Consider the following 11,291-nt stretch of genomic DNA (forward strand, 5'->3'; position numbering starts at 1 on the left):
CACGGGCGTCGTTGCGGCACGCCACAGCCGTGGAACGCCGGCGAGTAAGCGGGTGAGCAACCGACCGGTCGCTCACCCGCCGCCACCCGGTCTCCTCGAAGCGGTCCGGGGCGAGAAGCGCATGCGGTCCGAAGCTTCTCGGAGTCGTGGCGCCGCTGGAGGCCGTACCGGACGGCGTTCGGCTTGGTGACGCCGGCCACGACGGCCTTGACGCCGTGGGAGCCGACCCTGCTGTCCCGGCACTTCGTCGCCGCCCGGGCCCGGCAAAGGCCGGAGCCCGGAGCGGTCGGCCGAGCTGGGCTGCTCCGGAGCGACGGCCTGGCGCCGGCTGCGGGACTGGGCCGAGGCCGGTGCACGGCCCCGCCTGCACGCCGCCCTGCTCGGCGAGTTGCGCCGCGCCGAGCTCTTGGACCTGGACGACAGCGCCGTGGACGGCTCGCACGTGCGGGCCTTGAAAGGGGGGGATCACGTCGGTGCTCCGCCCGTCGACCGGGCCCGCCCCGGCTCCAGGCGCCACCTGATCGTCGACCGTCACGGTACACCGCTCGCCGTCACACTCACCGGCGGCAACCGGCACGATGTCACCCAGCTCCTGCCCCTGCTGGACGCGGTCCCGGCGATACGAGGTGTGCGGGGGCGCCCCCGTCGCAGGCCTCGGCGGCTGTACGCCGGCCGGGGCTTGCGGCTTCGACAAGTACCGCCGCCTTCTGTGGAAACGCGGCGTCAAGCCCGTGATCGCCCGACGCGGTGGCGCCCACGGCTCCGGACCGGGCAAGGTCCGCTGGGTGGTCGAGCGCGCCTTCGCCTGGCTCCACCAGTTCAAGCGACTCCGCATCCGCTACGAAAGACGCGCCGACCTCCACCAGGGCCTGCTCGAACTGGCTTGGCGCGGTGTTTCACTGTGGCCGGGCCCGACGACCACGTCCGGGCGCGCGGCCCGTGCGTCGCTGTGCCACCTTGGCCCGGAGAGCAGGTGACGCGCGAGCCGCAGGTACGGGAGGCGCCATGGGCATGGGTCCCGCACGGGAGGAGAGACCGGATCACGGGGTGGCACCCGCGCGGCGACTGGGGCGCAGGCGGTTCCTCGGAGCGTGCGCCGGCCTCGGGATCGCCTCCGTGACGGCCACCGCCTGCGACCCGGCCGGACCCTCGCGGGAGCACCCGCGGGCGGCCGCCTCCCACCGGCCCGAGACGGAACGGGACCGGCCGGGGACACCCGATTGGCGTATCGCTGCCCGGGCTCCCGCTCCGGCCGTCGCCGGCTACGCGGACCGGGTGAGCGTCACGCCGGGCGAGGAGTGCGGACTGTACGTCTCGACGACCGCGGCGTCCTTCCGGGTCTCGGCCTTCCGCGTCGGCTGGTACGGAGGGGCCCAGGCCCGGCTCGTGTGGTCGTCGGAGCGCGTACGGGGCCGCGTCCAGGCGGAGCCCCGCTTCCTGCCGGACACCCGCACCGTGCGCGCGGACTGGCCGCGCACGCTGACGTTCGGCACGTCCGGCTGGCCGGAGGGCGCGTACCTGCTGCGGCTGGAGACGGACGCCGGCCACCAGCGCTACATCCCGCTGATCCTGCGCTCCACGCGGGGCACGGGCCGGACGGTCCTGATGCACGCCCCGGCCACCTGGCAGGCGTACAACCGGTGGGGCGGCTACAGCCTCTACGCCGGCGCCTCCGGCGCGTACGCCACCCGTTCCCTGGCCGTCAGCTTCGACCGGCCCTACGACGCCGACGGCGCGGAGAAGTTCATGGTGTACGAACGGGCGGCGGTGGTGCTGGCGGAACGGCTCGGCATACCCCTCGCCTACACCACCGGCACGGACGTGCACCGTGACCCGGAGGTCCTGCGCGGGGCGGCCGCGATCGTCTGTCTGGGACACGACGAGTACTGGACCCCGGAACAGCGCCGGCACGTCACGCAGGCCCGGGACGCCGGCAGCAACGTGGCCTTCCTGGGCGCCAACACCTGCTTCCGCCGGGTCCGTCTCGAGGAAGGGAGGACGCGGCCGGACCGCACGGTGGTCTGCTACAAGACCTCGGTGCGGGCCGACCCCTTCTACACCACCCGGCCCGCCCTGGTGGCCACCGACTTCCGCGGCGCTCCGGCGCCGGACCCGGAGTCGTCGCTCACGGGAGTGCTCTACGAGGGGTACCCGACGGACGCGCCGTACGTCGTCCACGCGGCGGACCACTGGCTGTACGAAGGAACGGGCGTACGGCCCGGCGACCGTTTCGACCACCTGGTCGGTGTCGAGTACGACCGGGTCACCCCCACGGCGCCCGTCCCCGAACCGCTGGAGATAACGGCCCACTCCCCGCTGGTGTGCGGTGGCCGCCGCAGCCACAGCGACTCGGCCTATTACACGGCGGGGAGCGGCGCGGGGGTGTTCGCCACCGGCACCATGCGCTGGGTGGAGGCCCTCATGGCCGACACCCCCGACGGCGGCCGCGACCACGCGATGGACGCCCGTACCCGCGCCTTCGTGACCCGCACGACGGAGAACGCCCTGCGCGCCTTCGCGGAGGGCCCCGCCACCCACCACCGCCCGGCAGCCCGCCCGAACGTCAGCGAGGTGTACCGGGAGCGGACATGACTTCCCCTTCGATCACGAAGCCCCGCCGTCCGGAAGCCGGGCGGCAGGGCTGTTCGTGTACCTACGGAGCCGACCGAAGGTACCGTTCTGGTGTCGAGTCAGAACAGGAGACAAGTATGCATGCTCTGCCTCAAGACCACACGGGTGTACGGATCGCCCGTCTGCGCCGAGAACGGCATCTCACCCAGCAGGCCCTGGCTGATCTGTCCGGGGTCCCGTACTACACACTGACCAAGATCGAGCAAGGCCGGTACGCGGCCACCCCGCACGCGGTCGCCTGTCTCGCCCGCGCCATGCGCGTGGAGGTCTCGACCATCACCGGACAGCCGTACAAGGACGAGCTGCGCGCCGATGAGCTGGACGTCCTGATAACTCCGATCCGGGAGGCGCTGGACGTCTACGACCTGGGAGCCGACCCCGACATCTCCGCCCGTCCCCTGCGGACCCTGCGGGAGGACTCAGAGGGCCTGTGCGCGGCTGTCCGCGCGGGTGAGATCAAGCGGGCGGCCAGTCAGGTCGCCGGCCTGATCGAGGAGACCACCACCGCGGCGCACGAGCAGGGCACCAGCGATGGGTGGCTGGTGCTCGCCTCGCTCTACCGCACGTCGTACGACGTGGCGACGAAGCTGGGGTACGCCGACCTGGCGCAGCTGGCTCTCGCCCGGCTGGACTGGGCCGCGCAACGCGCGAGCAGCGCCGTCTACGGAGGTGCCTACCAGTACTTCCGCGCCCTGTCCTACCTGCGGGAGGGGAAGTACCGGACCGGTCAGCGACTCGTCGACCTCGGCCTGCGGACCATCGGGCAGGCGGAGGCGTCGCACGAGCGGGACGTCGTCACCGGACAGCTCCACCTCGGCGGTTCCGTGATGGCCGGCCGGGCGCACAACGAGGACCAGGCCTTGTGGCACCTCGCCGAGGCCGAGCGCATCGCGGCCCGCACCGGCGAGTCCACGAAGGTGCTCTGGATGGCCTTCGGCGGAACGAACGTTGCCGTACACCGCGTATCGGTACTCGCTGAACTCGACAAGTACGACAAGGCTGTTGAGACTGCGGACACGCTCGCCATCCCGGCCGACTGGCCGAAGTCCCGGACGAGCCACCACTGGGCCGAGGTCGCCCGCGCGCAGATGTGGACGGGCAAGCTCGAGGACTCGTTCAAAAGCTTGCTCAGGGCCCGGAAGACGGCCCCGCAGCAGGCGAAATACCACCCGATGGTGAGGGACACCTACGCCAGCCTTGAGGCCGCGCATCGGCATCTCCCCGACAGCTTCCTCTCGTACGGGAGCTGGCTGACCTCTCACGCGTGACATACCGTTAACTATTGGCCCCGACTGGCATAAACTCATGCCAGTCGGGGCCTGGTCACGGGCCCACCATGTCGTCACTGGCCATCTCGACATGGAGCCGACCATGACGACTCGTCTCTTGGCGGAGGAGCGCGCTAGTCGAAGCGCCGCGCCCATCGCCGCACCCCCCGACCTCCCACGCCGCTGCCGCGACGGTGACGTCCTGACCGTCACCGTCGGCGTCACCCCCCGTGCCGCCGGAGCCCCACCGCTCCCGGAGGACGCTCTCCGGGTGAGGGCGATGCGCCGTATCGCGGCCGCCACACTGCGGTACTGCGGGCTGGAGGCGATGACCGACGAGGTGATGGTTGCCGTCTCCGAGCTGATCACGAACGCGATCATGCACAGCGGCGGGACGTCCGTCACCCTGTCCATGACCGTCCAGGACGACGCTCTGACCATCTCGGTCCAGGACGGCGGCGCGGGCCGGGCCGTCCCCCGGGCCGCCGGGACGGACGAGGAGTCGGGGCGGGGCCTGCTCCTGCTCGACTTCCTCGTCCGGGAGTCCGGCGGGAGCTGGGGCACGAGCGAAGCCGGCGGCAGCACCTGGTGCCGCTTCGCCCTGCCCGCGGGAGGCGCCCGGTGATGACCCCGCCCGCTCCCGCCGGCATGACCCACCAGGGCCGCCCCGTCCCGTACATCGCCGCCTGGTCGCAGGAGAAGACCCCACTGCCGCGAGTCCTCGCCGTGCCGGGCGGGATGACCCTGGCGGGCTGCGTCGACGACTCGGCCGGCGTGTCGTGGCGGCCGTGGAGCAGCCGGCCCGGTGTTGGCGAGCCCCGCCCGGGGGAAGTGCACGGGCCGCGCCAGAGGTACGCCATGCGGCATCTGCTGTGCCGGGTGTGCGCCCGGCCCGTGGTCCGGGACCGGCACGGCTGGCCCTGGCTGCTGGAGGACCATCGCGGCGGGCAGGGCCGTCCCGAGCGGGAGGTGACCACGCACCCACCCGTGTGCCCGGACTGCCGGCCCGTCGCCGCCGAGTACACGCACCTGCGGGCCGGTGCCGTAGCCGTTCGGGTCGGCCGGGTGCTCACCGACGGCGTGCACGGAACGCTGTACGGGCCCGCCGGCGGGCAGACCGTGGCGCCCCGCCGGGAGACGACCGTGTTCCGGGGAGATACCCGGCTGCGGTGGGTCCTCGGCAGCCGGACGGCCGCGACTCTGCTGGACGTCACCGTCGTCGCCGTCCTCCACGCGCGCCACCGGACCCCCGATCGCGCGCCGGTGGTACGCCGATGACCACCTGCCCGCACACGCTTCTCAGGCACAAGGGCCGTCCGGTCCCGTACATCACTGCGTGGAGCACCGAGCGCATCGAGCCGCGCCTCGTGTTCGTGTCCGGCAAGCTGGCCCTGAGGGGACAGCGGCGGCCGGCCGGTGTGCTGTGGAAGCCGTGGCGGGCGGACCCTGGCGTGGGTGAGCCGGAGCTGGGTGATGTGCACGGGCCGCGGCAGCGGGAGTGCATGTTGCGCAAGCTGTGCCAGGTGTGCCGGCGCCCGGCCGTCCGGAACGAACTCGGCTGGCCGTGGCTCCTGGAGGACCATCGCGGCGAGGCCGGGTGGCCTGAGCGGGAGGTGACGACGCACCCGCCGACGTGCGAGACGTGCCAGCCGGTGGCGCAGATCCAGTGCACACCGAACCGGGGGAACTTCATCTCGGTGCGCGTTGGCCAAGCGGTCACCGACGGCGTGTACGGCCGGCTGTACCGGCCGGAAGCACATCCGATACCGGTCGGGAAGAAGCACGTCCTCTTCGCCGGCGATCCCCGGCTGCGGTGGATGCTGGGCGGTCAGATCGCGGCGACGCTCCTGAACGCGACGGTCGTCGACATGCACACCCAGGCCCCGGTGTCCGGAGAGACGATAGGCGGACCCCTGCGGAACACCAGCCGCCGACTGTGATCTGGCGACACTGGCCCGGTTCTTCCTCTCCCCGCGCCAGTACCCCGAAGTCTCCCGTGCTGCCCGTGCGGTACGGGTTCACCCGATGGTCTGCCGATGGGAGATCTCACGTGACGACTGCTCTCGACCGCGAAGCGTTCCCGCTCACCCCGCCCGGAGGTCGTACCCCCTACGGCACGGAGGCGCCGTCGGCCCCGGAGACGCGGCCCTGGGCCCTGCGGTTCGCCCGTGTCCCCGACTCCACCAGTGCCGTCCGCGTTCCGGCGCACGCGTACGACTACGGACAGCAGGTCAACGTCTCCGCTGACGGTGGCCGGCTGACGTGTATGGCGAACACCCACACACCGACCGTGCCGGACGGCTCGACGACCAACCCGCCGCAGTTGGACGAAGGGCCCAAGGACTGATGACCGAGCCCGTCCTGATCGTTGCAGCCTGCGATGACTGGCCCACAGACCGAGTCGTGGTCGAGCTGGAGAGCCGCGGTGCGGAGGTGTTCCGCATGGACACAGCGGACTTCCCCCGGCGCCTCACCCTGGCCGGCCGGATCGACCAGGAACAGGCGTGGACGGGCGAACTCACCGCCGAACGCCGGATGGTGGAGCTGTCCCGGGTCGGCGCGGTCTACTACCGCGCCCCCGGGGCGTTCCGGTTCCCCGATGGGATGTCCGGCCCGGAGGAGAGATTCGCAGCGGCCCAAGCCCGCGCAGGCGTCGGTGGCGTCCTGTCCGCGCTCGAGTGCCGGTGGGTGAACCATCCCACCGCCATGGCGCGAGCCGAGTACAAGCCCGTGCAACTGGCCGCCGCGCGTGCCTGCGGGTTGCGTATCCCACCCACGCTGGTAACCAACAGACCCGAGGACGTGGCAGCGTTCGCCGCCGGCATCAGCACTGGCATCGTCTGCAAGCCGGTCGCCTCGCCCGTGCTCGTCGAGGACGGTCAGCTCAAGTCTGTGTACACGCACCTCGTGACCCCTGACGACCTGGCGGACCCTCGTGGGATCAGCACCACGGCCCATCTCTTCCAGGGGTGGGTCGAGAAGGACCACGAGGTGCGGCTGACCGTAGTCGGACGGAACATGTTCGCCGCCGCCATCCATGCGACCAGTGATGCAGCGCACGAGGACTGGCGCAGCGAGTACGGGTCTCTCACGTACTCCACCACTACGGTGCCGCACCCGGTCGCGAATGGGATGCTGGCCCTGATGGACCGGCTGCAACTGCGCTACGGCGCGGCCGATTTCGTCGTCGCCCCGGACGGGCGGTGGACGTTCCTCGAAGTCAACCCGTGCGGACAGTGGGACTGGATTCAGGGCGCAACCGGACTGCCGATCGCGGAGGCGATCGCCGACGAGTTGCTAGGAGTGGCCTGATGGACTGGAAGCCATACGCGGAGTCCCTTGCCGCCCGGATCTCGTACCCGGGGTCGGACTGGTGGGGCCCGGTCACCGGTACGCCGCGGCATCAGCTGGTGGCGCGGTGGTTCATGCCCGGCGGGTGCGGCTGGCAGATGGCCGACGGCCCCTCCGCGGAGGAGGCGTGGGCTCAGGCCGCTTACTCGGACAGGACGCTGACCACGCGTGTGGGGCCCGTGCACGCCGACCACGCCGAGGCCGGCCGGACGTACATCGGGCTCCCCACCTCGTCCTCCACACAGCCGAGCCTGGTCCTCACCATGCTCCGGCACGGCCGCATCATCCCGGGAGTGCGGTTGCTGGACCTGGCTACCGGCTCCGGATACAGCGCCGCCCTGGCCTGCCATCGGCTTGGAGACGACCTGGTCACCACCCTCGACATCGACCCCTACCTCACCCAGGCCGCCGCCGGCCGCCTGAACAGAATCGGCTGGCACCCCAACGTCGTCACCGCCGATGCCAGCCGAGAACTGCCCGGTACGTACGACCGGATCGTGTCGATGGTGTCCGTTCCTCGTATCCCCGCGGCGTGGGTGACTGCTCTCGCTCCCGGTGGACGGCTGGTGACAACGCTCGCCAACACCGGACTGATCCTCACGGCGGACAAGACCGACGACGGCCGGGCGGTGGGCCGTATCGAGTGGGACCGGGCCGCGTTCATGGCCACCCGCAGCGGCGACGACTACCCGCCTGGCCTCGAGTATCTCTTCACCACCGCCAGGGAGGAGGAAGGTGAGGTCACGCGGTCGCCGTTCCCCGTGTTGGACGTTGCGCAGGCGTGGGAGGTGTGGTCCATGCTGTCCCTGGTCGCCCCCGGGATCGAGCACCGCACGGGCACGGACGACGACGGCAGCCGCATGACGTGGATGCTGCACCCGGACGGGTCCTGGGCGCGCGCTCGCACCCGGCCGGGCGAGCGCACGGCAACGGTCCATCAGGGCGGCCCACGACGCCTGTACGACGTGCTCGACGGGATTCGCCGGCGGTGGGTGGAGCAAGGAGAACTCCCCGTTTACGGCGCGAAGGTCACCATCTCTGCCGACGGCGAGACGGAACTGACTCGCGGCGGCTGTGTTATCCGGTTCTGACCGCGTCTGCTGGAGAGCATCCGCGGGGGGCGGCACACTGAGCGTGGTCGAGAGCGGAAGGGAGTAGCCCCTCATGGAAGAGGAACCTCTGGAGGAGTGGGCAGCGCGGCGTGATCTGCGGCGGCCTACGGCAGGGGAGAGGCGGGCCGTGCCGCTCGAAGACCAGACGGAGCGGGGCGCCCACGTTGCCCCGGATGCCCCGCGTGGATTGCAGGAGTGGGACGGGAGCCAATGGGTCCCGGTCGGTGTGGCCGAAGACTTGCCGGCTGCCGCCGCAGAGACCGGCGATGGCGCTGATGCTCGCGCTGCGCGGGTGTCACTGCCGCGGTTCGGCAAGCTACCGCCCGCAGTGCCGCCCTGGCGGCCGACGGAGCCGTTTCACCGGCCGTGAGGGGTCCGTCCAGGTATATGAGTTCCCCGCCCGCACGCTACCGCCCGGGGCGCGTGGGCGGGGCTTCGTCATGTCGGGAAGCGTCTCGGAGTCGTGCGCCCCACTGGGGGGCCGTACCGGACGGCGATCGACTTGGTGACGCTGGCCACGGCGGCCTTGACGGCGCGGGAGCTGCCCCTGCTGTCCCGGCACTTCATCGCCGCCCGGGGCCCGCATCGGCCAGGGCCCGGAGCGGTCGGCCGAGCCGGACACCTCCCCCGCGGACCGACCCGGGCGATCCCGGCGGAACCGTCCGCGGACCGACCCGCGCGGCCCGGCGGAACCGTCCGTTCCCGGCCATCCCCTGGGCGCAGCACGGTTCATGACATCCTGTGACGTCGTAGGACGTCACAGCCGCAGGACGCGGACGACAGGGCGGGCGTCCGGAGGGTCGGGGAAGAGCGATGAAACTCTGCTTTCTGGTGGAGGAGCAGTACCGTCACGACGGCATGCCGGTCGAGGTGATCCGCCAACTCACCGCCTGGGGGCACCAGGTGGACGTACTGCGGCCGGGCGGTTCCCTGCTGTGCATGACGGAGGCGCTGAAGGCGGGCACCCATGACGCGTGGGTGCTCAAGACGGTCTCCGGCGGTCCCGGGCTCACCCTGCTCGAAGCGGCCGCCTCGGCCGGACTGACGACGGTCAACGACGCCCGGTCGATACGGGGCGTACGGGACAAGGCCCTCGCCGCGGCGATCGGCCGCGGCCACGGGCTCCCGCTGCCGCCCACCTACGCCGCGGCGCGGCCGGAACTGCTGGCCGAGATACCGGCGGCGGAGTACCCGATCGTGGTCAAGCCCGCCGACGGCAGCTCGGGACGGGCCGTGCACCTGGTGACCTCACCGGACCGGCTCGCCCGGACCGTCCGCGAACTGGCGGGCGAGGGCATGCTCATCGCCCAGCCCTACGTGGCCAACTCGGGCGTGGACATCAAGGTCTACAGCGTCGGCGGGCAGCTGTACGCGACCGAGCGCCGCTCCCCGCTCCACCCCGAACACTCGGTACCCGAACGGCGCGTGCCGCTGTCGGCCGAAGTGGCCGCGATAGCCGCCCGGGTCGGCGCGGTCTACGGCCTCGACCTCTACGGCGTCGACGTGGTGCTGGGGCCGGACGGCCCCGTGGTCGTCGACGTGAACGACTTCCCCAGCTTCCGTCAGGTCCCCGACGCGCCGGCCCGGGTGGCCCGCGCGGTGCTCGAGCTGGCGGCCCGCACCGGCCGCGCGCCCGACACCGCCGCGGCACCCCTGCTCCGGATGCCGGAACAGCGCGCGGACGCCGCCGACGGCACCCAGGCCCCGCTGCGCCCCGGCCCGGCGCAGGTCCCCGTGGCGGCGCAGGTCTCCGGTCCGGCGCAGGTCTCCGGTGTGGCGCCGGTCCCCGTGGCGGCGGGCAAGACCGTATGAGGATCGGCCTGATCACCCGCGACCCCGGCCATGAGCTGCTGGCCGGCACCACCGCCCTGCTCACCCCCGAGCACCGGGTGGAGACACTGGACCCGGAGACGGCGACGGACGCCCCCGGACCGCTCGCCGACGTCTACCTGCTCAAGGCGCGTACCCCGCGCGCCCTCTCCCTGGCCCGTGCCCTGGAGCGGCGCGGCGCCCCCGTGCTGAACTCGGCCGCCGCGACCGCGCTGTGCCAGGACCGCACGGCGATGGCGGAGCGGGCCCGGCGGGCCAGCCTCCCGTTCGCGGCCACCCGCACCTGGCCCACCCTCGCCCGGCTGGCCGCCGGAGCGGAGCCGTCCTGGCCGGTGGTGGTCAAGAGCCGGCACAGCCGCAAGGACGACCTGGTGGCCCGCGTCGACGACGGCGCACACCTGCGGGAGCTCGCCGCCGCGTTCCCGGGGGAGCCGGTCGTCGTCCAGGAGTTCGCGCCGGGCAGCGGCTGGGACCACAAGCTGTGGGTCATCGGGGACCGGCTCTTCGCCGCCCTGCGCCGCTCCGAACTCGCACCCGGCGGGCACGGCCCCGCCCGGCCCCTCGACCCCGGCGGCCTGCCGGCCGGCTGGCCCGCCCTCGTGCACCGGGTCGGCGAGGTCTTCGCCCTGGACGTCTACGGCGTGGACGTCATCGCGGGCGGCGACGGCACCCCGCTGATCGTGGACATCAACGCCTTCCCCGGCGTCCGGGGCCAGTCCGGAGCCCCGAAGGCCCTGGCGGCCCTGGCCCTGGCCGCGGGCGCCGGGGACCGCTGAGACCCGGGCCCGGCGCCACCCGCCCCGGCATCCGGCATCCACCCCCCGGCACCCGCACCCACCCCCGGCGCACCGGCACCCGGCATCGGCCTCCGGCACCGGCCCCCGGCACCGGTATCCGCCTCCGGTATCCGGCCCCCCGCACCGGTATCCGCCCCGGCATCGGCCTCCGGCATCCGGCCCCCCGCACCCGCATCCGCACCCGCCTCCGGCATCTGGCCCCCGGCACGGCCTCCGGCATCGGCCTCCGGCGCCGGTACCCGCCCCCGCACCCGCACCCGCCCCCGCACCCGCCCCGCCCCCGGCACCGACCAGTCCTCCAC

General features: G+C 72.7%; 11 protein-coding genes and 1 pseudogene. All 12 read left to right on the forward strand.

Annotated features, from left to right (window positions below; translation table 11 throughout):
- Positions 1-286: 286 nt before the first annotated feature.
- Positions 287-977: pseudogene (locus tag IF37_RS41905) on the forward strand (IS5 family transposase); the annotation flags it as partial.
- 34 nt (positions 978-1,011) lie between these two features.
- Entirely contained in the window at positions 1,012-2,592 is a 1,581-nt protein-coding gene (locus tag IF37_RS0111690; protein WP_253915737.1) for a N,N-dimethylformamidase beta subunit family domain-containing protein, read from the forward strand.
- Positions 2,593-2,708: 116 nt separating this feature from the next.
- Positions 2,709-3,899, forward strand: coding sequence for a helix-turn-helix domain-containing protein (locus tag IF37_RS0111695; RefSeq protein ID WP_030740249.1), 1,191 nt, complete (start codon positions 2,709-2,711; stop codon positions 3,897-3,899).
- Between the two features lie 103 nt (positions 3,900-4,002).
- A complete protein-coding gene (locus tag IF37_RS44450; RefSeq protein ID WP_301540322.1) occupies positions 4,003-4,524 on the forward strand; it encodes an ATP-binding protein in 522 nt (173 codons plus the stop codon).
- The gene (locus IF37_RS0111705) at positions 4,524-5,177 is read left to right on the forward strand and encodes a hypothetical protein (protein WP_052845114.1); all 654 of its coding nucleotides are present in this window, start codon (positions 4,524-4,526) and stop codon (positions 5,175-5,177) included. Before IF37_RS44450 ends, IF37_RS0111705 begins: the two co-directional genes overlap by 1 nt.
- Positions 5,174-5,839: a hypothetical protein gene (locus IF37_RS39265; protein ID WP_052845115.1), complete on the forward strand. Its 666-nt coding sequence runs from the start codon at positions 5,174-5,176 to the stop codon at positions 5,837-5,839. Before IF37_RS0111705 ends, IF37_RS39265 begins: the two co-directional genes overlap by 4 nt.
- A gap of 110 nt (positions 5,840-5,949) precedes the next feature.
- Positions 5,950-6,246: a putative ATP-grasp-modified RiPP gene (gene tgmA / locus IF37_RS0111715; RefSeq protein WP_030740262.1), complete on the forward strand. Its 297-nt coding sequence runs from the start codon at positions 5,950-5,952 to the stop codon at positions 6,244-6,246.
- A complete protein-coding gene (gene tgmB / locus IF37_RS0111720; RefSeq protein ID WP_030740264.1) occupies positions 6,246-7,211 on the forward strand; it encodes an ATP-grasp ribosomal peptide maturase in 966 nt (321 codons plus the stop codon). Before tgmA ends, tgmB begins: the two co-directional genes overlap by 1 nt.
- Positions 7,211-8,341 (forward strand): protein-L-isoaspartate O-methyltransferase, encoded by a 1,131-nt coding sequence (locus tag IF37_RS0111725; protein WP_030740266.1) that lies wholly within the window; start codon positions 7,211-7,213, stop codon positions 8,339-8,341. The genes tgmB and IF37_RS0111725 overlap by 1 nt, the downstream gene beginning before the upstream one ends.
- A 73-nt stretch (positions 8,342-8,414) precedes the next feature.
- Positions 8,415-8,732, forward strand: coding sequence for a DUF6087 family protein (locus IF37_RS45675; protein WP_079165681.1), 318 nt, complete (start codon positions 8,415-8,417; stop codon positions 8,730-8,732).
- A gap of 443 nt (positions 8,733-9,175) precedes the next feature.
- Complete coding sequence (locus IF37_RS0111730) at positions 9,176-10,174, forward strand: RimK family alpha-L-glutamate ligase (RefSeq protein ID WP_037856268.1); 999 nt, start codon at positions 9,176-9,178, stop codon at positions 10,172-10,174.
- Entirely contained in the window at positions 10,171-10,968 is a 798-nt protein-coding gene (locus IF37_RS0111735; protein ID WP_030740272.1) for a RimK family alpha-L-glutamate ligase, read from the forward strand. Before IF37_RS0111730 ends, IF37_RS0111735 begins: the two co-directional genes overlap by 4 nt.
- The last annotated feature ends 323 nt before the right edge of the window (positions 10,969-11,291 follow it).

It is taken from the genome of Streptomyces sp. NRRL S-31, from assembly GCF_000718775.1.
In the GTDB taxonomy this organism is placed as follows: domain Bacteria; phylum Actinomycetota; class Actinomycetes; order Streptomycetales; family Streptomycetaceae; genus Streptomyces.

Excerpts from the sequence above, each read along its gene's own strand:
- IF37_RS0111690 (WP_253915737.1), top strand. The coding sequence starts at position 1,012 with ATGGGTCCCGCACGGGAGGAGAGACCGGATCACGGGGTGGCACCCGCG.
- IF37_RS0111695 (WP_030740249.1), top strand. The coding sequence starts at position 2,709 with ATGCATGCTCTGCCTCAAGACCACACGGGTGTACGGATCGCCCGTCTG.
- IF37_RS44450 (WP_301540322.1), top strand. The coding sequence starts at position 4,003 with ATGACGACTCGTCTCTTGGCGGAGGAGCGCGCTAGTCGAAGCGCCGCG.
- IF37_RS0111705 (WP_052845114.1), top strand. The coding sequence starts at position 4,524 with ATGACCCCGCCCGCTCCCGCCGGCATGACCCACCAGGGCCGCCCCGTC.
- IF37_RS39265 (WP_052845115.1), top strand. The coding sequence starts at position 5,174 with ATGACCACCTGCCCGCACACGCTTCTCAGGCACAAGGGCCGTCCGGTC.
- tgmB (WP_030740264.1), top strand. The coding sequence starts at position 6,246 with ATGACCGAGCCCGTCCTGATCGTTGCAGCCTGCGATGACTGGCCCACA.
- IF37_RS0111725 (WP_030740266.1), top strand. The coding sequence starts at position 7,211 with ATGGACTGGAAGCCATACGCGGAGTCCCTTGCCGCCCGGATCTCGTAC.
- IF37_RS45675 (WP_079165681.1), top strand. The coding sequence starts at position 8,415 with ATGGAAGAGGAACCTCTGGAGGAGTGGGCAGCGCGGCGTGATCTGCGG.
- IF37_RS0111730 (WP_037856268.1), top strand. The coding sequence starts at position 9,176 with ATGAAACTCTGCTTTCTGGTGGAGGAGCAGTACCGTCACGACGGCATG.
- IF37_RS0111735 (WP_030740272.1), top strand. The coding sequence starts at position 10,171 with ATGAGGATCGGCCTGATCACCCGCGACCCCGGCCATGAGCTGCTGGCC.